General features: G+C 70.4%; 18 protein-coding genes. 5 read left to right on the top strand and 13 right to left on the bottom strand.

Going from position 1 to position 24,798, the window contains the following annotated elements:
• Positions 1-2: 2 nt before the first annotated feature.
• From zwf to pgl, 3 genes are read left to right on the top strand one after another with little or no spacing between them, the layout of a single operon-like run.
• A complete protein-coding gene (zwf, locus tag ACIRPU_RS24715) occupies positions 3-1,526 on the top strand; it encodes a glucose-6-phosphate dehydrogenase (RefSeq protein WP_355703974.1) in 1,524 nt (507 codons plus the stop codon).
• Positions 1,523-2,656 carry a glucose-6-phosphate dehydrogenase assembly protein OpcA gene (gene opcA, locus ACIRPU_RS24710; protein ID WP_403870898.1) on the top strand — a complete coding sequence of 378 codons (1,134 nt, stop codon included), beginning with the start codon at positions 1,523-1,525 and terminating at the stop codon, positions 2,654-2,656. Before zwf ends, opcA begins: the two co-directional genes overlap by 4 nt.
• Complete coding sequence (gene pgl, locus ACIRPU_RS24705; protein ID WP_403870895.1) at positions 2,653-3,435, top strand: 6-phosphogluconolactonase; 783 nt, start codon at positions 2,653-2,655, stop codon at positions 3,433-3,435. The genes opcA and pgl overlap by 4 nt, the downstream gene beginning before the upstream one ends.
• A gap of 30 nt (positions 3,436-3,465) precedes the next feature.
• Here the strand turns inward: pgl and ACIRPU_RS24700 are convergent, their stop codons facing one another.
• The 12 genes from ACIRPU_RS24700 to uvrC all read right to left on the bottom strand — a co-directional run bounded on the left by ACIRPU_RS24700 (position 3,466) and on the right by uvrC (position 19,104).
• A complete protein-coding gene (locus ACIRPU_RS24700) occupies positions 3,466-4,380 on the bottom strand; it encodes a hypothetical protein (RefSeq protein WP_403870891.1) in 915 nt (304 codons plus the stop codon).
• A 100-nt stretch (positions 4,381-4,480) separates the two neighbouring features.
• Complete coding sequence (gene pgi / locus ACIRPU_RS24695) at positions 4,481-6,133, bottom strand: glucose-6-phosphate isomerase (RefSeq protein WP_403871294.1); 1,653 nt, start codon at positions 6,131-6,133, stop codon at positions 4,481-4,483.
• 349 nt (positions 6,134-6,482) lie between these two features.
• Complete coding sequence (locus tag ACIRPU_RS24690) at positions 6,483-6,818, bottom strand: RNA polymerase-binding protein RbpA (RefSeq protein WP_082412914.1); 336 nt, start codon at positions 6,816-6,818, stop codon at positions 6,483-6,485.
• Between the two features lie 211 nt (positions 6,819-7,029).
• Positions 7,030-7,260, bottom strand: coding sequence for a preprotein translocase subunit SecG (gene secG, locus ACIRPU_RS24685; RefSeq protein WP_355703972.1), 231 nt, complete (start codon positions 7,258-7,260; stop codon positions 7,030-7,032).
• Between the two features lie 127 nt (positions 7,261-7,387).
• Complete coding sequence (tpiA, locus tag ACIRPU_RS24680) at positions 7,388-8,164, bottom strand: triose-phosphate isomerase (protein ID WP_385554498.1); 777 nt, start codon at positions 8,162-8,164, stop codon at positions 7,388-7,390.
• 6 nt (positions 8,165-8,170) lie between these two features.
• Positions 8,171-9,382 carry a phosphoglycerate kinase gene (locus ACIRPU_RS24675; protein ID WP_403870887.1) on the bottom strand — a complete coding sequence of 404 codons (1,212 nt, stop codon included), beginning with the start codon at positions 9,380-9,382 and terminating at the stop codon, positions 8,171-8,173.
• Positions 9,383-9,537: 155 nt separating this feature from the next.
• Positions 9,538-10,548, bottom strand: a complete 1,011-nt coding sequence (gap, locus tag ACIRPU_RS24670; protein WP_355703814.1) for a type I glyceraldehyde-3-phosphate dehydrogenase — start codon at positions 10,546-10,548, stop codon at positions 9,538-9,540.
• Positions 10,549-10,777: 229 nt separating this feature from the next.
• Positions 10,778-13,732, bottom strand: a complete 2,955-nt coding sequence (locus ACIRPU_RS24665; protein ID WP_403870884.1) for a M14 family zinc carboxypeptidase — start codon at positions 13,730-13,732, stop codon at positions 10,778-10,780.
• Between the two features lie 167 nt (positions 13,733-13,899).
• Positions 13,900-14,889, bottom strand: a complete 990-nt coding sequence (gene whiA / locus ACIRPU_RS24660; RefSeq protein WP_355703812.1) for a DNA-binding protein WhiA — start codon at positions 14,887-14,889, stop codon at positions 13,900-13,902.
• Positions 14,880-15,947 carry a uridine diphosphate-N-acetylglucosamine-binding protein YvcK gene (yvcK, locus tag ACIRPU_RS24655; RefSeq protein ID WP_403870879.1) on the bottom strand — a complete coding sequence of 356 codons (1,068 nt, stop codon included), beginning with the start codon at positions 15,945-15,947 and terminating at the stop codon, positions 14,880-14,882. The genes whiA and yvcK overlap by 10 nt, the downstream gene beginning before the upstream one ends.
• On the bottom strand, positions 15,944-17,011 hold the full coding sequence (rapZ, locus tag ACIRPU_RS24650; RefSeq protein WP_403870876.1) for an RNase adapter RapZ: 1,068 nt from the start codon (positions 17,009-17,011) through the stop codon (positions 15,944-15,946). The genes yvcK and rapZ overlap by 4 nt, the downstream gene beginning before the upstream one ends.
• Positions 17,008-19,104: an excinuclease ABC subunit UvrC gene (gene uvrC / locus ACIRPU_RS24645; RefSeq protein ID WP_403870873.1), complete on the bottom strand. Its 2,097-nt coding sequence runs from the start codon at positions 19,102-19,104 to the stop codon at positions 17,008-17,010. Before uvrC ends, rapZ begins: the two co-directional genes overlap by 4 nt.
• Positions 19,105-19,410: 306 nt before the next feature.
• On the opposite strand from uvrC, the gene ACIRPU_RS24640 reads away from it, so the two are divergent.
• Positions 19,411-20,379, top strand: a complete 969-nt coding sequence (locus ACIRPU_RS24640) for a hypothetical protein (protein ID WP_403870870.1) — start codon at positions 19,411-19,413, stop codon at positions 20,377-20,379.
• A gap of 210 nt (positions 20,380-20,589) precedes the next feature.
• Complete coding sequence (locus tag ACIRPU_RS24635; RefSeq protein WP_403870867.1) at positions 20,590-21,513, top strand: carbohydrate kinase; 924 nt, start codon at positions 20,590-20,592, stop codon at positions 21,511-21,513.
• A gap of 132 nt (positions 21,514-21,645) precedes the next feature.
• Here the strand turns inward: ACIRPU_RS24635 and uvrA are convergent, their stop codons facing one another.
• Complete coding sequence (gene uvrA / locus ACIRPU_RS24630; RefSeq protein ID WP_403870864.1) at positions 21,646-24,711, bottom strand: excinuclease ABC subunit UvrA; 3,066 nt, start codon at positions 24,709-24,711, stop codon at positions 21,646-21,648.
• Positions 24,712-24,798 lie beyond the last annotated feature (87 nt).

The raw sequence follows: 24,798 nt of genomic DNA, 5'->3' as shown, positions 1-24,798 counted from the left end.
CTCTGTCGAGCAGCAACCCGCTGCGTGACCCCGCAGACCGACGGCTCCCGCGTATCGCGGGGCCGTCGGGCCTGGTCATCTTCGGCGTCACGGGCGATTTGTCCCGGAAGAAGCTCATGCCCGCCGTGTACGACCTCGCCAACCGGGGTCTGCTGCCGCCGGGCTTCTCGCTGGTCGGCTTCGCCCGCCGCGAGTGGGAGCACGAGGACTTCGCGCAGGAGGTCCACGACGCGGTTCAGGAGCACGCCCGCACGCCCTTCCGCGAGGAGGTCTGGCAGCAGCTCGTCCAGGGCATGCGCTTCGTGCAGGGCACCTTCGACGACGACGACGCCTTCGAGCGGCTGCGCGGCACGATCGAGGAACTCGACAAGGCGCAGGGCACGGGCGGCAACTTCGCCTTCTACCTCTCCGTGCCGCCGCGGTCCTTCCCGGTGGTCATCCAGCAGCTGAAGAAGCACGGGCTGGCCGACCAGAAGAACGGCTCCTGGCGACGCGCGGTCATCGAGAAGCCCTTCGGTCACGACCTCGCCTCGGCCGAGGAGCTCAACAAGGTCGTCCACGAGGTCTTCGGTTCCGACCAGGTCTTCCGCATCGACCACTACCTCGGCAAGGAGACCGTCCAGAACATCCTGGCGCTCCGCTTCGCCAACACCATGTTCGAGCCGATCTGGAACCGGTCCTTCGTGGACCACGTGCAGATCACCATGGCGGAGGACATCGGCATCGGCGGCCGGGCCGGCTACTACGACGGCATCGGCGCCGCCCGTGACGTCATCCAGAACCACCTGCTCCAGCTGATGGCCCTGACGGCCATGGAGGAGCCGGCCTCCTTCGACGCGGACGCGCTGGCCGCCGAGAAGACCAAGGTCCTCGGCGCCGTGCGGCTGCCGAAGGACCTGGGCCGCGCCACCGTGCGCGCCCAGTACGCGGCCGGGTGGCAGGGCGGCGAGAAGGCCGTCGGCTACCTCGAAGAGGACGGCATCGACCCCCAGTCGAAGACCGACACCTACGCGGCCGTCAAACTGGAGGTCGACAACCGCCGCTGGGCGGGCGTCCCCTTCTACCTGCGCACCGGCAAGCGCCTCGGCCGCCGGGTCACCGAGATCGCGGTGGTCTTCCAGCGCGCCCCGCACTCCCCCTTCGACTCCACGGCCACCGAGGAGCTCGGCGCGAACGCGATCGTCATCCGCGTCCAGCCGGACGAGGGCATCACGGTCCGCTTCGGCTCCAAGGTGCCCGGCACCTCGATGGAGATCCGGGACGTGTCGATGGACTTCGCCTACGGCGAGTCCTTCACGGAGTCCTCGCCCGAGGCGTACGAGCGCCTCATCCTCGACGTGCTGCTGGGCGACTCGAACCTCTTCCCCCGCACGGAAGAGGTGGAGCTGTCCTGGAAGATCCTCGACCCGATCGAGCGGTACTGGGACAAGAACGGCAAGCCCGCGCAGTACCCGTCGGGCACGTGGGGGCCCGTCGAGGCCGACGAGATGCTCGAGCGAGACGGACGGAGCTGGCGCCGGCCATGAAGACAGACCTCACGGACACCACTGCCAGCAAGATCAACAAGGCGTTGGTGCAGGGCAGGCGCGCGATAGGCACGCCCGCCGTCGGCATGGTGCTCACCCTCGTCGTCGTCACGGACGAGGAGAACGCCTACGACGCGCTGAAGGCCGCCAACGACGCGTCGCGCGAGCACCCCTCGCGCACGCTCGTGGTCATCAAGCGCGTCTCGCGGTCCCCCCGGGGCCGCACCCAGTCGCGCCTCGACGCCGAGGTACGGCTGGGCGCGGACGCGGGCAGCGGCGAGACGGTGATCCTCCGGCTGTACGGCGAGGTCTCCGACCACGCCCAGTCCGTCGTCCTGCCGCTGCTGCTGCCGGACGCGCCGGTGGTGGTCTGGTGGTCGGTGGACGCCCCGCGCGACCCGGCGGGCGACCCGCTGGGCGCCCTGGGCCAGCGCCGGGTCACCGACAGCTACGCGGCCGAGAAGCCCATCAACGAGCTGCGGGGCCGCGCCGAGGGCTACGAGCCGGGCGACACCGATCTGGCGTGGGCCCGGATCACCCCGTGGCGCTCGATGCTGGCCGCCGCCCTCGACCAGGTCAGCTGCGAGATCGTCTCCGCCGAAGTGGCGGGCGAGGAGTCCAACCCGAGCGTCGAACTGCTCGCCATGTGGCTCGCCGACCGGCTCCACGTGCACGTCCGCCGCGCGATCTCGGCCGGTCCGGGTCTGACCCAGGTCCGGATGGAGACGACCGGCGGTCCGATCACGCTGCACCGGTCGGACGGCGCGATGGCCACGCTGGCGCTGCCGGGCCAGCCGGACCGCGCGGTGGCGCTCAAGCGCCGCGAGACGTCCGAGTTGCTCGCGGAGGAGCTGCGCAGGCTCGACCCCGACGACACGTACGCGTCCGCCCTGCGGTTCGGCGTGGACCGGCTGGGCGGGATCCAGTCGGCCGCGGAGCGGGAGGCGGAGCGGGCCGAGGCCGCCGGCCAGCCCACCCCGTCCCTCCCGGTCCGCGCGGTGCCGGAATCGGCGGGCGCGGGCCGTGACGCCGCGCCGGCCGTGCCGCCCGCGGCCCCGGCCGGTCCCGGCGACGCCGACCGGCCCTCGCCGGCGCAGATGCCCCCGGTCAGGAAAGCGGAGCCGCAGTGAGCACTCCCCAGCTGGTCGTGCACCACGACAAGGAACTGATGGCGCAGGCCGCCGCGGCCCGCCTCATCACGAAGATCGTGGACGCCCAGGCCTCCCGGGGCCAGGCGTCCGTGGTCCTCACGGGCGGTCGCAACGGCAACGGCCTGCTGGCCGCGCTCGCCGCCGCGCCCGCCCGCGACGCCGTCGACTGGGCCCGGCTGGACCTGTGGTGGGGCGACGAGCGCTTCCTGCCCGAGGGCGACCCCGAGCGCAACGTCACGCAGGCCCGTGAGGCCCTGCTGGACTCCGTCCCGGTGGACCCGAAGCGCGTGCACGCCATGCCCGCGTCCGACGGCCCGTACGGCGCCGACGTGGAGGCGGCCGCAGCCGCCTACGCGGAGGAGCTGGCCCGCGCGGCCGGCCCCGAGAACCACGGCGCGGTGCCCACCTTCGACGTCCTGATGCTGGGCGTCGGCCCGGACACCCATGTGGCCTCGCTCTTCCCGGAGCTGCCGGCCGTGCGGGAGACCGAGCGCACGGTGGTGGGCGTGCGCGGCGCGCCCAAGCCCCCGCCGACCCGGGTCACCCTCACCCTCCCGGCGATCCGGGCGGCCCGTGAGGTGTGGCTGCTCGCGGCCGGCGAGGACAAGGCGCAGGCCGCGGCGATCGCGCTGTCCGGCGCGGGCGAGATCCAGGCCCCGGCGGCGGGCGCCCGGGGCCGCTCCCGCACCCTGTGGCTCCTGGACGCGGCGGCGGCCTCCCAGCTCCCGAGGTCGCTGTACCCTCCGGCGTCCGCCTGACGCGGTCACCGCTCCACAGAACCCGTACGGTCAACCGCCGTACGGGTTCTGCCCGTTCTGGGCCTGGTACGACCCGTACGGGTTGCCCTGGGGGTACGGCTGCCCCGGACCCGGCGCGTACGGCTGTCCGTACGGGTGTCCGTGCGGCTGTCCGTACGGGTTGCCCTGCGGTGGGACCTGGGGCCGCGCCCCGGCGGGGGTCGGCGGCAGGGTGGCCGGGTGGGCCGTCAACCGGACGCCGTACCGCCGCTTGAGGCGGCGCATCTCCAGCAGCGCGAGCCCCGTGACCGTCACCGGTGCGCCCAGGATGAAGACGATGCCCATGGTGAGGCTGAGGCCGTGCAGATCACCGGTGACCAGGTCGGGGACGGCCATCAGCCAGGTCGTCACCGTGGCGAGCAACGGCGGCAGACAGCGGTGCACCGCGGCGGAACCGAAGAAGTTCCCGGAGAGCCGGACGGCGCCGGCCATCACGAAGAAGGCCATCCAGAGGCCCACGAGGGTGAGCAGCATCCTCGGCACCAGCCCGAGCAGCTCGCTCGACCGGAAGATCATCACAGTCGTCAGGACACAGCCGATGAAGAGCAGCAGCAGCTTGAGCGAGTCGAGGAGCGGCGTCTTCAGCTGCCGGACGGTGCCGGTGCGCCGCCAGACGAAGAGCATCACGCCGACGGTCAACGGGGTGAGGAAGAACAGGACGGCGGAGGCGATCGCCGTGTTCTCCAGCATCTCCTCGAAGGCGAAGCCGCCCTCGACGAAGGTGTAGACGCCGACGGCCGCGACCGCCCCGGCGATGACCCGGCCGCGCTTGAGCCGTTCGACCGTCGGATCGAGCGCTTCCGGTATCCACGCCGGATGGAACACCGCCCACGCCGCCTTGTGGGGCTTCAGGAACGAGCGGGCCGTCAGCGAGCCGTCGGTCCAACTCCTGTGCGCACGGGTCACGTTGCTCTCCCCCGAGAGATCGGTCTCATGATCGCCGGGGATTCTACGGGAAGCGGACGGCCGCCCGCCGCCCGCTCCCGCTTCTCCCGTCCCGTGACCGCTACCGGCCGCGCAGCTCCCGGTACTTGGCGACCAGGGCCTTGGTGGACGCGTCCAGGCCGGGGACCTCGGCGCCTTCGGTGAGGGCGGGTTCGACGCGCCTTGCGAGCACCTTGCCGAGCTCCACGCCCCACTGGTCGAAGGAGTCGATGTTCCACACCGCGCCCTGCACGAACACCTTGTGCTCGTAGAGCGCGACGAGCTGGCCGAGGACCGAGGGGGTCAGCTCGCGGGCGAGGATCGTGGTCGTGGGGTGGTCGCCCTTGAACGTCTTGTGGGCCACCAGCTCCTCGGGCACGCCCTCGCCGCGCACCTCCTCGGGCGTCTTGCCGAAGGCCAGCGCCTGGGTCTGGGCGAAGAAGTTGGCCATGAGCAGGTCGTGCTGTGCCTTGAGTTCGTCGCTCAGCTCGGCGGCCGGCTCGGCGAACCCGATGAAGTCCGCCGGGATGAGCTTGGTGCCCTGGTGGATCAACTGGTAGTAGGCGTGCTGCCCGTTGGTGCCCGGGGTGCCCCAGACGATCGGGCCGGTCTGCCAGTCGACCTCCTTGCCGTCCCGGCCGACGGACTTGCCGTTGGACTCCATGTCCAGCTGCTGGAGGTAGGCGGCGAACTTGGACAGATAGTGGCTGTAGGGCAGCACGGCGTGCGACTGCGCGCCGTGGAAGTTGCCGTACCAGACACCCAACAAGCCCAGCAGCAGCGGCACGTTGGACTCGGCGGGCGCGGTCCTGAAGTGCTCGTCGACGAGGTGGAAGCCGTCGAGCATCTCCCGGAAGCGGTCCGGGCCGATCGCGATCATCAGCGACAGGCCGATCGCCGAGTCGAAGGAGTAGCGGCCGCCGACCCAGTCCCAGAACTCGAACATGTTGGCCGTGTCGATGCCGAAGTCGGCGACCTTCTCGGCGTTCGTCGACAGCGCGACGAAGTGTTTCGCCACCGCCGTATCGTCACCGTCCAGCCCGTCCAGCAGCCAGCTGCGGGCCGAGGTCGCGTTGGTGATCGTCTCGATCGTGGTGAAGGTCTTCGACGCGATGATGAACAGCGTCTCCGCCGGGTCCAGGTCGCGGGTGGCCTCGTGCAGGTCGGCGCCGTCCACGTTGGACACGAAACGGACCGTGAGACCGCGGTCGGTGTAGCCGCGCAGCACCTCGTAGGCCATCGCCGGGCCCAGGTCGGAGCCGCCGATCCCGATGTTCACCACGTTCCGGATGCGCCGGCCGGTGTGGCCGGTCCAGGCGCCGGAGCGGACGCGGTCGGCGAAGTCGGCCATCTTGTCGAGGACCGCGTGCACGGCCGGGACGACGTTCTCCCCGTCGACCTCGATCACCGCGTCGCGCGGGGCGCGCAGGGCGGTGTGCAGGACGGCACGGTCCTCGGTGGTGTTGATCTTCTCGCCGCGGAACAGGGCGTCCCTGAGGCCGAAGACGTCGGTGGCGACGGCCAGTTCGCGCAGATGCCGCAGCGTCTCGTCGGTGACGAGGTGCTTGGAGTAGTCGATGTGCAGGTCACCGACCCGCAGTGTGTATCCCGCGCCGCGCTCGGGGTCGGCGGCGAACAGCTCCCGCAGCCGCACCTCGCCGAGTTCCTCGCGGTGTTTGGCCAGAGCGGTCCACTCGGGCGTCTGGTCGAGCCTCGTACGGCCGTCTGCGTTCATGTCGGACTTCACGCCCTCTTCCCTCATCTGTCCGTGCTGCGCACGCCTTGCCCCGCCGGTGCCAACCTAGTTGATCAGCACGTCGGGTGAGCGGACGTGCCACGGTCGTACGGGACAACAACAGGTACGTCCGCCTGGCCCACGGGTATCAACGCGGCGACGGGGAGTACCGGAGAGCGGGGCCGCTGAGGGATCGTCGAGGAGGGACTGAAGGGGCGTCAGCGCAAAGACGAGGGCGGGCGGACTGGGGGGCGCGGACATGCCCGAGAGGCACGGCGCGGGTGGACGGACACCCGTGCGTGAAACAGCTCCGGCCAGGCGCCCTCGGGCACCCGGCCGGTCTCGGTCGTCAGATCTCGCCCCGCAGTTTGGCGAGCGCCTCCGCGAGGATCGCCTCACCGTCCGCGTCGCTGCGCCGCTCTCGCACATAGGCGAGGTGCGTCTTGTAGGGCTCGGTTCGCGGCGGGGCCGGGGGGTTGTCCCGGTCCTGCCCGGCGGGAAAGCCGCAGCGCGGGCAGTCCCAGGTCTCGGGAACCTGCGCGTCGCTGGCGAAGCTGGGCACCGTCTCGTGTCCGTTGGAGCACCAGAAGGAGATGCGCAGACGCGGCGCGGACTCGCCCCGCTCGGCCTCGCCCATCGGCCCCGCCCCGACCCGGCTTCCTCGGATCGCGTTGCCACTTGCCACGGTCGTAACTCCCTGCGTGATGGTGCCGCAAAGCGAGTCGGCGTTTCGCTTCGCTGCGAGCGCCTCAGTCTACGTAAGGCCCAACGCGCGTCCAGTGATTGGAGTTACAGCTCCCACACCTAGACGCAAGCCCCATGATAGGCCGCGCTCAGCTGCGCGTACCGAACATGGGGCCTTACGTACCGGAATGTGCGTGACTGTGCGAAGTTGATCAGCTGTTCGTCTTCATCACGATGCCCAGAACGATGATGCAGGCGAACCACAGCACACCGATCACGACGGTGATGCGGTCCAGGTTGCGCTCGGCGACCGAGGAGCCGCCGACGGAGGACTGCATGCCGCCACCGAACATGTCGGAGAGACCGCCGCCCTTCCCCTTGTGCATCAGCACCAGCAGCATCAGCAGCAGGCTGAAGACGATCAGGGCGATCGAGAACCCCAAAACCACGGCTGGACCAACTTCCTCGGATTCGGATGACGACTCGGACGAACGACGGGGGCATAGCGACAACCGCTATGCCCCCGCAAGGGTACGACGGATCGCCGCTACCGCATACTCACAGCTCGGATCACTGGTCGCGGAAGCGCACGATCTTGACGAACTCGTCGGCGTCCAGTGAGGCACCGCCGACCAGCGCGCCGTCGATGTCGGCCTGCGCCATGATCTCGGCGACGTTGCCGGACTTGACGGAGCCGCCGTACTGGATGCGGACCTTGTCGGCCAGCTCCTGGGTGTAGAGCTCGGCGATCTTGCCACGGATCGCGGCGCAGACCTCCTGCGCGTCCTCGGCGCCGCAGACCTTGCCGGTGCCGATGGCCCAGACGGGCTCGTAGGCGATCACGATCGTCTCGGCCTGCTCGGCCGCGAGGTCCTTCAGACCTCCCTCTACCTGGCTGAGGGTGTGGGAGACGTGGTTGCCCGCCTCGCGGACGTCCAGCTCCTCGCCGACGCACAGGATCGGGGTCAGACCGTGCTTGTAGGCGGCCTTGACCTTGGCGTTCACGAGCTCGTCGGTCTCGTTGTGGTACTGGCGGCGCTCCGAGTGGCCGATCGCCACGAAGGTGCACTTCAGCTTGGCGAGCATCGAGCCGGAGATCTCGCCGGTGTAGGCGCCCGAGTCGTGCGCCGAGATGTCCTGGGCGCCGTACTTGATCTTCAGCTTGTCGCCGTCGACCAGGGTCTGCACGGAGCGCAGGTCGGTGAAGGGCGGCAGGACGGCGACCTCGACGGCCTCGTAGTCCTTGTCGGCGAGGGCGAAAGCGAGCTTCTGGGTGTGGGCGATGGCCTCGAGGTGGTTGAGGTTCATCTTCCAGTTGCCCGCCATCAGCGGCGTGCGAGTGGTCATGCGGGGTCAGCCCTCCAGTGCGGCGAGGCCGGGGAGCGTCTTGCCCTCGAGGTATTCGAGGGAGGCGCCACCACCGGTCGAGATGTGGCCGAATGCGTTCTCGTCGAAGCCCAGCAGGCGGACGGCCGCGGCGGAGTCGCCGCCGCCGACGACCGTGAAGGCCGGGGAGTCGATGAGGGCCTGGGCTACCGCCTTGGTGCCCTCGGCGTAGTCGGGGTGCTCGAAGACGCCCATGGGGCCGTTCCAGAAGACGGTGCCGGCGTCGGCGAGCTTCGAGGCGTACAGGGCACCGGTCTCGGGACCGATGTCGAGGCCCATCAGGTCGGCGGGGATGGCGTCCGCGGCGACGGTGACGGGGTCGGACGGGGCCTTGGTCTTCAGGTCCGGGAACCGGGCCGCGGCCACGACGTCGACGGGCACGATCAGCTCGACGCCGTTCTTCTCGGCGCGCTCGACGTACTCATTGACGACGGGCAGCTGATCGTCCTGGACGAGGGAGGCACCGATCTCGTACCCCTTCGCCTTGAGGAAGGTGAAGGCCATGCCGCCGCCGATGAGGAGGCGGTCGGCCTTGCCGAGCAGCTGGTCGATGACGGCGAGCTTGTCGGAGACCTTGGAGCCGCCGAGGGCGACGACGTAGGGCCGCTTGACGTCCTCGGTGAGCTGCTTCAGGACGCCGACCTCGGTGGCGATCAGGAAGCCGGCCGCGTGCGGCAGCCGCGCCGGGAGGTCGTAGACGGAGGCGTGCTTACGGTGCACCGCCCCGAACCCGTCGCCGACGTAGAGGTCGGCGAGCTCGGCGAGCCGGTCGGCGAAGGCGCCGCGCTCGGCGTCGTCCTTGCTGGTCTCGCCCGCGTTGAAGCGCAGGTTCTCCAGGACGGAGACCTGGCCGTCGGTGAGGCCCGCGACGGTGGACCGCGCGGACTCGCCGACCGTGTCGGTCGCGAAGGCCACGGCCGTGCCGAGGAGTTCACCCAGCCGGGCGGCGGCGGGGGCGAGGGAGAAGGCCGGATCCGGCGCGCCCTTGGGGCGGCCCAGGTGCGAGGCGACGACCACCTTGGCGCCCGCGTCCGCGAGCGCCTTGACGGTGGGCAGGACGGCCCGGATACGGCCGTCGTCGGTGATGGTGCCGCTGTCGAGCGGCACATTGAGGTCGGCGCGGACGAAGACCCGCTTGCCTGCGACGCCTTCGGCGAGAAGTTCGTCGATCGTCTTCATTACGGGGGCTCCTGAGGAGGGCTCGTGGTGCGCGTGATCGCTCGTGATCTGCGGCAACCGTGAAGAAGGCTGATCCGTACGTGCGTCAGGGCTCGGGCGGCGCGTCCCTGCGCAGCCCGAGCCCTGCACTCACATCGAGGTGCCTGATCCGACGATCAGAGCTGGCCGCCGACGAAGACCGTCAGGTCGACGAGGCGGTTGGAGTAGCCCCACTCGTTGTCGTACCAGCCGAGGATCTTCACCGACGTGCCCTCCTGGACCATGGTCAGGGAGGAGTCGAAGGTGCAGGAGGCCGGGTCGCCGACGATGTCCGAGGAGACGATCTGGTCCTCGGTGTAGGTCAGGTATCCCTTGAGGTCGCCGTCCTCGGAGGCCTTCTTGAACGCGGCGTTGACCTCGTCCTTGGTGACCTCGCGCTGGAGCGTCACGACGAGGTCGGTGGCCGAGCCGGTCGGGACCGGGACGCGCATGGCGATGCCGTCCAGCTTGCCCTTGAGCTGCGGGAGGACCAGGGCGGTGGCCTTCGCGGCGCCCGTCGTGGTCGGGATGATGTTCTCGGCGGCGGCGCGGGCGCGACGCAGGTCCGAGTGCGGGAAGTCCAGGATGCGCTGGTCGTTGGTGTACGCGTGGACCGTCGTCATCAGACCCTTGACGATGCCGAAGTTCTCGTCGAGGACCTTGGCCATCGGCGCCACACAGTTGGTGGTGCAGGAGGCGTTGGAGATGACGTGGTGGTTGGCCGCGTCGTACTTGTCCTGGTTGACGCCCATCACGATGGTGATGTCCTCGTCCTTGGCCGGAGCCGAGATCAGGACCTTCTTGGCGCCGCCGGCGATGTGCTTCTCGGCGTCGGCCTTCTTGGTGAAGATGCCGGTCGACTCGATCACGATGTCGACGCCCAGGTCGCCCCACGGGATGTCCGCCGGGTTGCGCTCGGACAGCACCTTGATGGTGTGACCGTCGACGGTGATCGTGTCGGCGGTGTGCGACACCTCGGCCTTGAGGCGGCCCAGGATGGTGTCGTACTTGAGCAGATGTGCGGTGGTCGCGGTGTCACCCAGGTCGTTGACAGCCACGATCTCGATGTCAGCACCCTGCTCCAGCAGCGCGCGGAAGTAGTTACGACCGATGCGGCCAAAGCCGTTGATGCCTACGCGGATCGTCACGAACCGATCTCCTCGTTGATACACCGGCTATGCGGTGCCGGCGAGCTGTATTTGGGATGTCCCCGACCACCCACGACCCTACCTCTCCGAGGCCGCCGGAGTGACATCGACTCCGCCCATACACGGCAGGGCGGTCCGTACCCGCCAGTAGGGGTACGGACCGCCCGGACCGGAAGGCCCGATCGCTCGATGTGATCACAAACCGTCACACGGGGTTGACGGCCGCGCTTCAGCTCTCAAGTGAGGCGAGCGCCTTTCCGATGAGCGCGACACGGTCGGCCGCCGCGGTGACGTGCTCCAGGCCGAAGCCCAGCAGCACCGTGTCGTCGGTGGTGACCGCTCCGTACGTCTGGAACAGGGCGCCGGTGCGCGTCCAGTCCTTCAGGACGGCCGGGCTGCCCGCGGGCGGACCCGCGACCCGCCAGGCGCCGAGCGACGTCTCGAAGCCCTCGGTCTCGGTGGCGGTGCCGCCGACGACCAGCGAGGTGTCGTCCACGAGGACTCCGTGGCCGCCGCTGCCGGGGTCGGTGACATAGGAGATCGAGACCTCGACCTGCTTGCCCGCGTAGCCGCTCAGGTCGAAGTTCACCTGCTGCCAGCCGCTGGAGGCGCCGGTGAGGGCGTTCCAGGAGCCGGTGGTGCCGGTCGCGGCGCAGTTGCCCGCACCCAGGGTGAGGTAGTGCCGCAGCCACGGGTGCTCGCCGATGTAGAAGCCGCCGTCGCACTCCGCGGGAACGGCGGCGCTGCTGGCGCCGCCCGCCTCGGGGAGGGTCGTCCAGTCGTCGGCGCCGACCGTGTGGATCTCGACGATCGCGTTGTCGTAGCCGGGCTCGGTGTCCCACAGCAGCTGGGTGCGCAGGGCCGGCTTGCCCGCCGCGGTGACGCCACTGAGGTCGATGGTGCGGGTGAGGCGCTTGTAGCCGTCGTCGGTGTGCACGGCGGCGGCCATGTACGAGCCGGTGAAGGGCCCGTACGGGTTGACCGTCCCGGCGAACTGGCCGGCGCCGGCGCTGGCGAACTGCGGGTAGGCGCCGGCCGGCAGCTCGTCCGAGGTGACGCCGTAGGTGCCCGCCCTGTCGAGCGGGTTGCCGGTCGCCGGACCGAGGGCCCCGCCGGCGCCGCCGAGCTTTCCGGAGCCGGTGAAGCCGGTGGCGCCGGGGGTCGACGTACGGGAGTAGGCGCCCAGGTAGTACTGGCTGAAGTCGTTCGACGGGGTGCCGTCGCCGAGGTCGACGTTGCCGCCGGCCAGCTCGCCCGCCTCGATCAGCTTGCCGCCCTCGTTCAGGAAGGCGCGCAGTTCGAGCTGGGTCGGATTGCCGGGGACGCTCGCGCCCGTGTAGTGGACGACCGTGCCGAAGTGGCTCAGCACGCCGAGCGCGTCGGGCGCGCCCTGGGTGGCGACGTCCCAGACGATCGCCTTGCGGCCGTTGGCCTTCAGCGCGTCGACGTAGGTCTGCGCCTGTGTGGCGGTCGCGCCTTCCTCGGCCACGACGAGGGTGTCGGCCTTGGGGCGCGCGGCGATCGTGTAGGTGAAGTGCGTGCTGGAGACCTTCTTGCCGTTCTTGGTCTCACCCGTGAACCACACCTCGACCTTGTCGCCCGGTTCGCCGTCCTGCACCTTGGCCCGGTACTCGTCGTAGTAGAGGTTGTCGTCCCCGCCGAAGGTCTCGCCGCCCTTCCAGGCCTTGAGCGCCTGGTCCCGGGTACGGCCGCCGTTGACGCGGTACTTGAGCTTCTTGTCGCGGATCGCCTTGCGTGCGACGACGGAGATCTTCTGGTCGGCGCCGCGCGAGTACGAGGTGGTGAACGGCGCCGGGGTGAAGTCGGCGGCGGACAGACCGACCGACGACGTCGGCTGGTCGGGGTGCGCGGCGGACTCCGCGACGGAGAGCGCGAACGGAACGTTCTTGGCGAACTCGTCCTGGATCAGCTTCTCGTCGTCCGGGAAGTTGAAGACCGACTGGCAGTCGGAGGCGTTCCACTGGTCGTTGGGGTCGATGGCCGAGGCGGTCTGGCAGGTCGACATCTCGGGGGTGAACATCGCCGTGCCGTTGACGTTCGCCGCGTGCCCGTCGGCCTCGCCGTTGGTCGTGTACAACTCCGAGGAGACCTGCGGGTGGTAGCCCGGGACCGCGGAGTTGTCGGGGGTGCCGGCGAGCGCCTTGTAGACGACGTCGTCCGGGGTGTCGGTCGCGACCTGCCAGCCCACGCCGTAGAGCAGCAGTTCGGCGGCGGAGTGGTAGTTGATGCCGTACGTGAACCCGATCCGCTTCTCGAAGGCGTCGAGCGCCTTGGTCTCGGGCTCGGAGCCGGGGCTCGCGCCGCGGTAGGTCTGGCTGGTGGGGTTCGGGGACGAACCCTCGTCGTCGTAGCCCCACTTGTAGGGGAAGTTGCGGTTGAGGTCGACGCCGTCGCCGGTGGAGATCGCGCCGTCGCCGTTGACGTCCCGCAGGTTCTTGCGCCAGAGGCGGTTGTCGGTGTTCTCGAAGGTGTAGTCGTAGCCGTCGGGGTTGGCCGACAGGACGAACCACAGCTCGCTGGAGTCGACGATCTTCCGGACGCGCCGGTCGGTCTTGTAGTGGTCCAGGTAGTAGTGCATCAGCCGCCGGGTCATCTCCGGGGTGATCCACTCCCGCGCGTGCTGGTTGGACATGTACAGGACCGAGGGCTTGGAGCCGTCCCCGGACTTCTTCGCGTTCTTGGTCAGTTTGAGCGCGAGGATGTCCTGGCCGCCGACGGTCTTGCCGATGGAGACGACCTTGGTGAGGCCCGGGTTCTTCTGGGCGGTGCGGAGGATCTCCTCCTGGAGACCGCCGCTGCCGCTGTACGGTCGGAACACACCGTCGGCGGCGGCCTCGACGCGGTTCTCCGCCTTGGCCGAAAGTGTGTGCTCGGAGAGGGCGACGCCCTGTTTCTCGAGCTTCTTCGCCTGCTTGTCGGTGAGGTAGACCTCGACCGTCGCGGTGCCCTTCTCGGGCGCCTGCTCGCTGAGTTCGTGACCGTCCTGGCCGGCCGCCAGCAGCAGGGGTACCTGCTGCTTGGTGACCTCGGCGCGGAAGACCTTGACCTCGTCCGCGTCGGGTTTCGGTGTGGTGCCGGGCTGTGCCTGGGCGATGGGTGCGAGTGCCGCTCCGCCGAGCAACAGCGCGCCGACAGCGAGGATCGATCTCGCTCTTCGTCTCATGAACCCCCCTAGCCTGAGTTCGCCCCAGCAGCGAACCCTGCCAGGCTCATGACAGTTCATGATCCAGTCAAGAGCGCCTCATAGCCACGCAAACGCCGGTGGTGTCACCCGAACGGGCGGCACCACCGGCGTTTCTGAAGAACCATCAGCAGCTGTGCGACTGTCGGTCAGCCGACCAGATTGTCGGCGAGGTCGTCGCTGAGGTTGGCGTCCGTGCCCGCGATGCCGAGGTCGGAGGCCCGCTTGTCGGCCATCGCCAGCAGTCGGCGGATCCGCCCGGCGACCGCGTCCTTCGTCAGCGGCGGATCGGCGAGCGCGCCCAGCTCCTCCAGGGAGGCCTGCTTGTGGTCCATACGGAGCCGGCCGGCCGCCGCGAGATGCTCGGGCACCTCGTCCGCGAGGATCTCCAGGGCGCGCTGGACACGGGCCCCGGCGGCGACGGCCGCCCGCGCCGAGCGGCGCAGGTTCGCGTCGTCGAAGTTCGCGAGGCGGTTCGCCGTGGCCCGCACCTCGCGGCGCATCCGCCGCTCCTCCCAGGCCAGCACCGACTCGTGCGCGCCCAGCCGGGTGAGCAGCGCGCCGATCGCGTCACCGTCACGGACCACCACCCGGTCCACCCCGCGCACCTCACGGGCCTTCGCGGCGATGGACAGCCGACGGGCGGCGCCGACCAGCGCGAGCGCGGCCTCCGGGCCCGGGCAGGTCACCTCCAGGGAGGACGAGCGGCCGGGCTCGGTGAGCGAGCCGTGCGCCAGGAACGCTCCGCGCCAGGCCGCCTCCGCGTCACAGGTCGCGCCGGAGACCACCTGCGGGGGCAGACCCCGGATCGGGCGGCCTCGGCCGTCGACGAGTCCCGTCTGCCGGGCCAGCTGGTCACCGCCCGCGACCACCCGCACCACATAGCGCGAGCCGCGACGCAGACCGCCGGGAGCCATCACGATCAGCTCCGAGCTGTGCCCGAAGATCTCCAGGATGTCCCGCTTGAGCCGGCGGGCCGCCATCGCCGTGTCCAGCTCCGCCTCGATCACGATCCGCCCGCTCACCAGGTGGAGGCCGCCGGCGAACCGCAGAATGGCGGAGACCTCCGCCTTTCTGCAGCAGGTCCGGGTGACGGGTAGCCGGGAGATCTCGTCCTTCACCGCTGCCGTCATCGCCATGGGCCGATCCTTCCATGCATCCGAAAAATACGGTCGTACGCGGCAGCCAACAGCTCCGGGTCATGCCTCGGGGTTCCGTCGGGCCGGGCCACCGGCGCCAGCTCGACCGCGGCCCCGAACCGTTTGGCGGCGTCGGTCAGCGAGTCGCGGTCGGGCACGGCGGCCACGTCGGCCAACACCACGTCCAGGGCGAGTTTAGGGGCGTGTCGTCCCAAAACCTCCAAATGACGCTGCGGGGAGAAGCCGTCGGTTTCTCCGGGCTGCGGGGCGAGGTTCAGGGAGAGCACCTTGCGCGCCCTCGTCTCCATGAGGGCGTCCAGCAGATCCGGCACCAGCAGGTGCGGCATGACCGAGGAGAACCAGGAACCGGGTCCGAGCACCACCCAGTCGGCGTCCAGCACGGCGTCGACCGCCTCCGGGACGGCCGGCGGGTCGTGCGGCACCAGGTGCACGGACTGCACCTCGCCGGGCGTCAACGCCACGGTCGCCTGTCCCCGGACCGTGTCGACGTCGTCCGGCCGCTCCGGATCGTGCCCCTTGACCAGCGCCTGGAGCTCCAGCGGCACGGCCGACATGGGCAGCACACGCCCCTGCGCGCCCAGCAGCTTGCCGACCAGGTCCAGAGCCATGACGTGGTCGCCGAGCTGCTCCCACAGGGCGACGATCAGCAGATTGCCCACCGCGTGGCCGTTGATCTCGCCCTGCGACTGGAAACGGTGCTGGATGACCCGGGCCCAGGTCTGGCCCCAGTCGTCGTCACCGCACAGCGCGGCCAGCGCCTTGCGCAGGTCACCGGGCGGCAGGACGCCCAGCTCCTCACGCAGCCGTCCGCTGGAACCACCGTCGTCGGCCACCGTGACGACCCCGGTGAGGTCGCCGGTGATCCGGCGCAGCGCGGTGAGCGAGGCGGACAGTCCCATGCCGCCGCCGAGGGCGACGACCTTGGGCTGGGTGCCGCGGCGGCGCGGTTTGCCGCCGCGTGCCTCGGCCGGCCGGACCACGCGCCCGTCGGAGGCGCTCCTGCGCAGTCGGCCGAGCCGTGGAGAACGTCCTGTCATTCCCGTCCCATGTCCCGGTGCACGACCACCGTCTCCACGCCCTCGGCCGCGAGACGCGCGGCGAGCTTCTCCGACATGGCCACCGAGCGGTGCTTGCCGCCCGTACAGCCGACCGCAATCGTCACATAGCGCTTGCCCTCCCGGCGGTAGCCCGCGGCGACCAGCTGGAGGAGCTCGGCGTACCGGTCGAGGAACTCCTTGGCGCCGGGCTGGTTGAGGACGTACGCCGAGACCTCCTCGTTGAGGCCGGTGTAGGGGCGCAGCTCCGGGACCCAGTGCGGGTTGGGCAGGAAGCGCATGTCCACGACCAGGTCGGCGTCGACCGGCAGGCCGTACTTGAAGCCGAAGGACATCACGGTGGCCCGCAGCTCGGGCTCCTCGTCACCGGCGAACTGGGCGTCCATCTTGGCGCGCAGTTCGTGGACGTTGAGGCTGGAGGTGTCGATGACCAGGTCGGCGTCGCCGCGCAGCTCACGCAGCAGCTCGCGCTCGGCGTCGATGCCGTCGACGATGCGGCCGTCGCCCTGGAGGGGGTGCGGGCGGCGCACGGACTCGAAACGGCGCACCAGGGCGTCGTCGGAGGACTCCAGGAAGACGATCCGCCGGGTGACGCCCTTCGCCTCGAGGTCGGCGAGGGACTCGCGGAGGTTGTCGAAGAAGCGCCGGCCGCGGACGTCGACGACGACCGCGATCCGCGCCACATTGCCCTGGGAGCGGGCGCCCAGCTCCACCATGGTGGGGATCAGGGCGGGCGGAAGGTTGTCGACGACGAACCAGCCGAGGTCCTCCAGGCACTTGGCTGCCGTCGAGCGGCCGGCCCCGGACATGCCGGAGATGATCACCAGCTCGGGGATGGCCGCGTCGGGGATCCCGGGCGGCGTGACGTCCGTACTCACCTGTGCTCCGTCTTCCTGGCGTACTTCTTGCTGAGGGCTGTCGGGGACCGCGGGGTGCGTGGTGGAATCCTCGCCGGGTTCCCTGGGTCCCTGCTGGGGCGCGGCTGTGGGCACAGTAGTGGGCGTCTGTTCCTGCTCGGCTGTGGGGTGTGCGTCGTGCTCGGTCATGTCTCCTGCCCCCGTCGTTCTTCCGGGGCGCCCGTCGTCACGGGATCTCCGGGGGAACCCACCGTCGTGACGGGTTCCTCATCATCAATGATCTCTCCGGTCGCCGTGTTCACGGCGGGGGCAGGTGATGCCGCCCGGGCGAGGGTCGCGGCGATGGTCTCGGCCGTCTTGCGGCCTATGCCCGGCACCTCGCAGATCTGGTCGATCGTCGCGGCCCGCAGCCTCTTGACCGAGCCGAAGTGCTTGATCAGCGCCTGCTTGCGCGCCTCGCCGAGGCCGGGCACCTCGTCCAGGGGGCCGGCGCGGAAACGCTTGGCCCGCTTGGTGCGCTGGTAGGTGAGGGCGAAGCGGTGGGCCTCGTCACGGACGCGCTGGAGCAGATAGAGACCCTCGCTGCTGCGCGGCAGGACGACCGGGTCGTCGTCGTCCGGCACCCAGACCTCTTCCAGCCGCTTGGCGAGGCCGCAGACGGCGATGTCGTCGATACCCAGCTCGTCCAGCGCCCGCTTGGCCGCCGCGACCTGCGGCTGTCCGCCGTCGACGACGACGAGCTGGGGCGGGTACGCGAAGCGCTTGGGGCGCCCGTCATCGTCCTTGAGACTGCGGCCGAGGGGCGCTTCGGCGGTGTCGGTGAGGGCCGTACCGGTGGTGTCGGCGAGCGGGTTCTCGCCGTCGGTCCACTCCCCCGTCCGCTCCTTCTCGGCGAGATAGCGCCGGAAGCGGCGGGTGATCACCTCGTGCATGGAGCGGACGTCGTCCTGGCCCTCGAAGCCCTTGATCTGGAAGCGGCGGTACTCGCTCTTGCGCTGGAGGCCGTCCTCGAAGACGACCATGGAGGCCACCACGTCGTCGCCCTGGAGGTGGGAGATGTCGTAGCACTCGATCCGGAGTGGCGCGCTGTCCAGGTCGAGGGCCTCGGCGATCTCCTCCAGGGCACGCGAGCGCGTGGTCAGGTCGGAGGCGCGCCTGGTCTTGTGCAGCACGAGCGCCTGCTGAGCGTTGCGCTCGACCGTCTCCATCAGGGCCTTCTTGTCGCCCCGCTGCGGGATGCGCAGCGACACGTTGGACCCGCGGCGCTCGGTCAGCCACTCCTGGACGGGTTCGACGGGCTCGGGCAGGGCGGGGACCAGGACCTCCTTGGGGACGGAGTCGCCTCGCTCCTCGCCGTACAGCTGCTGGAGGGCGTGCTCGACGAGGGCGCCGGTCGTGACGTCCTCGACCTTGTCGGTCACCCAGCCGCGCTGGCCGCGTACGCGGCCGCCGCGGACGTGGAAGATCTGGACGGCAGCCTCCAGCTCGTCCTCGGCGACCGCGATCAGGTCGGCGTCGGTCGCGTCCGCGAGCACGACCGCGTTCTTCTCCATGGCCTTCTTCAGGGCCTCGATGTCGTCGCGCAGACGGGCGGCCCGCTCGTACTCCATGGCCTCGGCCGCGTCCACCATCTGCTTCTCCAGCCGACGGAGGTAGGTGCCGGTGCGGCCCGTCATGAAGTCGCAGAACTCTTCGGCCAGTTCCCTGTGCTCGTCGGCGGAGACCCGGCCGACGCACGGGGCGGAGCACTTGCCGATGTAGCCGAGCAGACAGGGCCGGCCGGTGCGGGCGGCGTTCTTGAAGACGCCGGCGGAGCAGGTGCGTACGGGGAAGACCCGCAGGAGCAGGTCGACGGTGTCCCGGATCGCCCACGCGTGCGCGTACGGTCCGAAATACCTGACGCCCTTCTTCTTGTGGCCGCGCATCACCTGGACGCGCGGGAACTCCTCGTTCATCGTCACCGCGAGGTAGGGATAGCTCTTGTCGTCGCGGTACTTGACGTTGAACCGGGGGTCGTACTCCTTGATCCAGGAGTACTCCAGCTGGAGCGCCTCGACCTCCGTGGACACCACCGTCCACTCCACCGACGCGGCCGTGGTCACCATGGTGCGGGTGCGCGGGTGGAGGCCGGACAGGTCCTGGAAGTAGTTCGCCAGGCGCTGGCGCAGGCTCTTCGCCTTCCCGACGTAGATCACCCGGCGGTGCTCGTCGCGGAATCGGTACACCCCCGGGGAGTCCGGGATCTGTCCCGGCTTGGGGCGGTAGCTGGAGGGGTCGGCCATGTCTCACACCCTACTGGCGCGGGGTGACACTCCGGTGGGCTGTGGACAACGGTCGGGTGTCCGACGGGGCTGTGGACAAGCGGGGCGCCGGGGGCGGGGCCCGGAGGCGTCGACTCGGCCACACGCACGTGCCACTCGGGCATCAGGTGTTGTCGGGACTTGGTCAACACGCTTCAATGCGGGGGAACTCGGGCCCTGAGGGCCGCCCTACGGATGTGAAGGAGCTCCGGCGACGCCGGAAAGGCCCCCACCACCCACACGAACGGTCCGACCAGCCGTCGTGCGCTTTCACAGAGAGGCCCCTGCATGCCGCACGCCACACAGCACGCGGACGCCGCCGTCGACGCCACCTCCGCGGAACTGGACACGGCCCTGCGAGGCGGTCCTTTCCATGTGGCGCTGCGTGCCGCGATCGCCGCCCGTGGCCTGCCCCTGCAACGCGTCCAGCACCATCTGTCGCGCTACGGGGTGAAGGTGGGCGTGACCAGTCTGAGCTACTGGCAGCAGGGCGCCCGGCGGCCGCAACGCCCCGAGTCGCTGCGCGCCGTGCGTGCGCTGGAGGAGATCCTGCACCTGCCGGACGAGTCCCTGATCCGGCTGCTCGCGGAGCCCGACGCCGGCGACGGCGGCACGGCGACCGGGCCGTCCGCGGGCCGCTCCTACCGCTCGCTCCTGGAGGCCTCCGGGATCCTCGAACAACTGCTCGGCGAACTGGAGTGCCCCGTCGACGGGGGGCTGCACACCCTGGGGCACCACGAGCGGGTCCGTATCGGGTCGCGCCGTGAGCTGCTGGGACGCGAGTCGCAGCACATCGTGCGCGCCCACCGCGACGGCGTCGACCGTTTCGTGGCCGTCCATCACGGCGACCCGGGCTGCGCACCGGAACGGATGACGGTGCACGCCCTGGAGAACTGCCGGGCCGGCCGTGTCCGCAGCCACCACGACACCGGGGTGCTGGTGGCCGAACTCCTCTTCGACACCCGGCTGAGGGCCGGGGACACCTTCCTCTTCCGCTACGCCGTCGAGGACGGCACCGCCGACGTGTCCCGCGAGTACGTCCGCGGCTTCGGCGCGGCGGGCGGCCAGTACGCCCTCCAGGTCCGCTTCGCCGAGAGCGCCCTGCCGGTGCGCTGCCACCGGTTCACCCAGCACTCGGCGGCGGCCCCGCGCGGCGGCCGCCAGGAGCTGCCGCTCAGCGGCCGGCACCGTTCGGTGCACCTCGTCGAGCCGCGGGTGCGGTCGGGCATGGTCGGCATCGGCTGGGACTGGGAGTGAACCCCGGCCGTCGGCGGCCCTCGACGGACTGCGGCCGGCTTCGGCGGACTACCGCGGACTACGGCGCAGGCCTCGCTTTTGCGCGCGGCTCCGCATGGGGTAGCTTCCCGGCCGGCGGGCTCACCTGCTCCCGCGTCCGTCGCACCTCGTGCGGCTGCCCCGCGGACACGGTCCGAGCAGTCGCAGACAGCCAGCGAAAGGAACCGCCCCGTGATCGTCGTCGCCGGTGAGGCCCTGATCGACCTGGTACCGCAGGGCGCGGGCGCCCTCGCGGGCCTCCAGCCGGCGCTGGGCGGCGGCCCCTACAACACGGCCGTCGCCCTCGGCCGCCTGGGCTCCCCCACGGCCTTCTGCTCCCGCACCTCGCGGGACGCCTTCGGCGAGGCGCTGCTCGCCGGGTTGCGCAAGTCGGGCGTGGACGTGTCCGCGGTGCAGCGCGGCGCCGAGCCGACCACGCTCGCGGTCGCCACCCTCGACGGGAACGGTTCGGCCGCCTACTCCTTCTACGTCGACGGCACCGCCGACCGCCTGTTCACGGCCCCGGACACACTGCCCCCGGGCACGCGCGCGGTGTCCTTCGGCACCTGCTCGCTCGCCCTGGAACCGGGCGCGAGCGCGTACGAGGAGCTGATGCGGACCGCCGCGTCACAGGGTCTGTTCACGGCGCTCGACCCGAACATCCGGGCCGGGCTGATCCCCGACGCCGACGCCTACCGGGCCCGCTTCAAGAGCTGGCTGCCCTCGGTGTCCCTGCTCAAGCTCTCCGCGGAGGACGCCGAGTGGCTGGGCGGCACCCCGCGCGAGTGGCTGTCCGCCGGCCCCTCGGCCGTGGTGATCACCCAGGGCGGCGACGGGCTGACCGCCCTCACCCGGGGCGGGGCCGTGTACTCGGTGCCGGGCGAACAGGTGGACGTGGTGGACACCATCGGAGCCGGGGACACCGTGAACGCCGCGCTGCTGCACGGCCTTTCGGTGCGGGACGCCCTGTCCGCGGCGGGCCTCGCGGACCTGGGCGCCGACGGCTGGGAGCAGTTGCTGCGGTTCGCCGCCCGCGCGGCGGCGATCACCTGCTCCCGGGCCGGCGCGGAGCCGCCGTACGCCTCCGAGCTGGGTGGCTTCCCGGACCTGTCCTAGAGGTTGCCGGGACAGTCGACAACACGGCGTACGGCGCCCCGCGGGGAGTTCCCGCGGGGCGCCGTACCTTTCACGCAGCTCGCCGGACCTCTCGGCCCGGGTCTTCCATCGGGCCTCGCGGCCCGTGTCCCGTCAGGCCTTGCGGGCCCGCGTGGCCTTCTTCGCGGGGGTCGCCTTCGTCGTCGCCCCGGCCGCCTTCTTGGCCGCCGTGTTGTTCGCGGCGGTCGTCCTGGCCGTGGCCGTCTTGGCGGTCGTCGTCTTGGCGGTCGCGGTCTTGCGCGCCGTCGTCTTCGCCGCGACCGTCTTCTTCGCCGCCGCCTTGCGCGGGGCCTTGACCGGAGCCGCGTCGCTGATCCGGTCGGCGCCGAGAACCTCCCGCAGGAACTTGCCGGTGTGGCTGGTCGACACTGCGGCGATCTCCTCCGGCGTGCCCTCGGCGATGACGAGGCCACCGCCGGCGCCGCCCTCGGGACCCATGTCGACGACCCAGTCGGCGGTCTTGATCACGTCGAGGTTGTGCTCGATGACGATGACCGTGTTGCCCTTGTCGACCAGGCCGGCCAGCACCTTCAGCAGCTTGCTGATGTCCTCGAAGTGCAGGCCCGTGGTCGGCTCGTCAAGGACGTAGACCGTGCGGCCGGTGGAGCGCTTCTGCAGCTCGCTGGCGAGCTTCACACGCTGGGCCTCGCCGCCGGACAGGGTGGTAGCGGCCTGCCCGAGCCGGACGTAGCCGAGGCCGACGTCCTTCAGGGTGTTGAGGTGGCGGGCGATCGCGGGGACGGCCTCGAAGAACTCCGTCGCCTCCTCGATCGGCATGTTCAGGACTTCGGCGATGGACTTGCCCTTGTAGTGGACCTCCAGGGTCTCCCGGTTGTATCGGGCGCCGTGGCAGACCTCGCACGGGACGTAGACGTCCGGGAGGAAGTTCATCTCGATCTTGATCGTGCCGTCGCCCGCGCAGTTCTCGCAGCGGCCGCCCTTGACGTTGAAGGAGAAGCGGCCGGGCAGATAGCCGCGGACCTTCGCCTCCGTGGTCTCCGCGAACAGCTTGCGGACGTGGTCGAAGACACCGGTGTACGTGGCCGGGTTGGAGCGCGGGGTACGGCCGATGGGCGACTGGTCGACGTGCACGACCTTGTCGACGAGGTCGTCGCCGTCCACGCGCGTGTGCCGCCCCGGCACGCTCCTCGCGCCGTTCAGTTCGCGGGCCAGGTGCGTGTACAGGATGTCGTTGACCAGCGTCGACTTGCCGGAGCCGGATACGCCGGTGACCGCCGTGAACACGCCCAGCGGGAAGGACACGTCGATGTCCTGGAGGTTGTTCTCGCGGGCGCCGTGGACGGTGAGCCTGCGGGAGGGGTCCTGCGGGCGCCGGATGTCGGGCACCGGGATCGCCTTCTTGCCGGACAGGTACTGCCCGGTCTGCGACTCGGTGTTGGCGAGCAGTTCCTTCAGGCCGCCGCTGTGCACGACGTTGCCGCCGTGCTCGCCGGCGCCGGGGCCGATGTCGACGATCCAGTCGGCGACCTTGATGGTGTCCTCGTCGTGCTCGACGACGATCAGCGTGTTGCCCATGTCCCGCAGTCGGACCAGGGTCTCGATCAGCCGGTGGTTGTCGCGCTGGTGCAGGCCGATGGACGGCTCGTCGAGGACGTACAGGACGCCGACGAGGCCGGAGCCGATCTGGGTGGCCAGGCGGATGCGCTGGGCCTCGCCGCCGGAGAGGGTGCCGGCCGCGCGGTTGAGCGAGAGGTAGTCCAGACCGACGTCGACGAGGAACCGCAGTCGTTCGTTGACCTCCTTCAGGACCCGCTCGGCGATCTTCTTGTCGCGGGCGTCGAGCTTCAGCTCGCCCAGGAAGTCCGCGCAGTCGCTGATGGACATCGCGGAGACCTCGGCGATGGACTTCCCCATGACCGTGACCGCGAGGACGAGCGGCTTGAGGCGCGTGCCCTGACAGGTGGGGCAGGGCACCTCGCGCATATAGCCCTCGAAGCGCTCACGGCTGGCGTCGCTCTCGGCCTCGCCGTGCCGGCGCTTCACGAACGGAAGGGCGCCCTCGAAGGGGGTCGTGTAGAGGCGCTCGCGCCCGTACCTGTTGCGGTAGCGGACCTCGATCTGCGTCTTGTGGCCGTGCAGCAGGGCCTTCCTGGCGCGCAGCGGCAGCCCCGCGAAGGGAATGTCCGTACGGAAGCCGAGCGCGTCCGCGAGGGCGCCGATCAGCCGGCCGAAGTAGTCCTTGGTGTGGCCGTGCGACCAGGGGTGGATGGCGCCCTCGTCGAGGGACTTGTCCTCGTCCGGGACGATCAGCTCGGGGTCGACCTCCATGCGCGTGCCGATGCCGGAGCACTCGGGGCAGGCGCCGAAGGGCGAGTTGAAGGAGAAGGAGCGGGGCTCCAGCTCCTCGAAGGACAGGTCGTCGTACGGGCAGTACAGGTGCTCCGAGTACATGCGCTCGCGCTCGGGGTCGTCCTCGGGGAGGTCGACGAAGTCGAGCACGACCATGCCGCCGGCGAGGCCGAGGGCGGTCTCCACCGAGTCGGTGAGCCTGCGCTTGGCGGACTCCTTCACCGTGAGGCGGTCGATGACCACCTCGATGGTGTGCTTCTCCTGCTTCTTCAGCGTGGGCGGGCTGGACAGCTGGATCGTCTCGCCGTCGACCCGCGCGCGGGAGTAGCCCTTGGTCTGGAGGTCGGCGAACAGGTCGACGAACTCTCCCTTGCGCTCGCGCACCAGTGGCGACAGCACCTGAAAGCGGCTTCCCTCGGGCAGCTCCAGGACCCTGTCGACGATGGCCTGCGGCGACTGGCGCGTGATCGGCCGGGAGCACTCGGGGCAGTGCGGCTTGCCGATGCGCGCGAAGAGCAGGCGCAGGTAGTCGTAGACCTCGGTGATGGTGCCGACCGTGGAGCGCGGGTTGCGCGAGGTCGACTTCTGGTCGATGGAGACGGCCGGGGAGAGGCCCTCGATGAAGTCGACGTCCGGCTTGTCCATCTGGCCGAGGAACTGGCGGGCGTACGAGGAGAGGGACTCGACGTAGCGCCGCTGGCCCTCGGCGAAGATGGTGTCGAAGGCCAGCGAGGACTTGCCCGACCCCGACAGGCCCGTGAAGACGATGAGCGAGTCGCGTGGCAGGTCGAGCGAGACATTCTTGAGGTTGTGCTCGCGCGCGCCACGGACGATGAGACGGTCGGCCACGCCGGTCCGCACCTTTCTTGAGAGAAGTGACAGGGGCGGGGCCCCCGTCTTCTTCAGACTAGGGCGAGCCACTGACAACGCCGGTCG

The organism is Streptomyces sp. NPDC102259 (genome assembly GCF_044766465.1).
In the GTDB taxonomy this organism is placed as follows: domain Bacteria; phylum Actinomycetota; class Actinomycetes; order Streptomycetales; family Streptomycetaceae; genus Streptomyces.
Note: the sequence above shows the minus strand (reverse complement) of the source record. Positions and strands in the feature narration are given on the sequence as shown.

Coding starts and splice junctions, on each gene's coding strand:
- opcA (WP_403870898.1), top strand. CDS start 1,523: ATGAAGACAGACCTCACGGACACCACTGCCAGCAAGATCAACAAGGCG.
- pgi (WP_403871294.1), bottom strand. CDS start 6,133: ATGAACGCAGACGGCCGTACGAGGCTCGACCAGACGCCCGAGTGGACC.
- tpiA (WP_385554498.1), bottom strand. CDS start 8,164: ATGACCACTCGCACGCCGCTGATGGCGGGCAACTGGAAGATGAACCTC.
- ACIRPU_RS24675 (WP_403870887.1), bottom strand. CDS start 9,382: ATGAAGACGATCGACGAACTTCTCGCCGAAGGCGTCGCAGGCAAGCGG.
- ACIRPU_RS24665 (WP_403870884.1), bottom strand. CDS start 13,732: ATGAGACGAAGAGCGAGATCGATCCTCGCTGTCGGCGCGCTGTTGCTC.
- whiA (WP_355703812.1), bottom strand. CDS start 14,889: ATGGCGATGACGGCAGCGGTGAAGGACGAGATCTCCCGGCTACCCGTC.
- yvcK (WP_403870879.1), bottom strand. CDS start 15,947: ATGACAGGACGTTCTCCACGGCTCGGCCGACTGCGCAGGAGCGCCTCC.
- rapZ (WP_403870876.1), bottom strand. CDS start 17,011: ATGACCGAGCACGACGCACACCCCACAGCCGAGCAGGAACAGACGCCC.
- uvrC (WP_403870873.1), bottom strand. CDS start 19,104: ATGGCCGACCCCTCCAGCTACCGCCCCAAGCCGGGACAGATCCCGGAC.
- ACIRPU_RS24640 (WP_403870870.1), top strand. CDS start 19,411: ATGCCGCACGCCACACAGCACGCGGACGCCGCCGTCGACGCCACCTCC.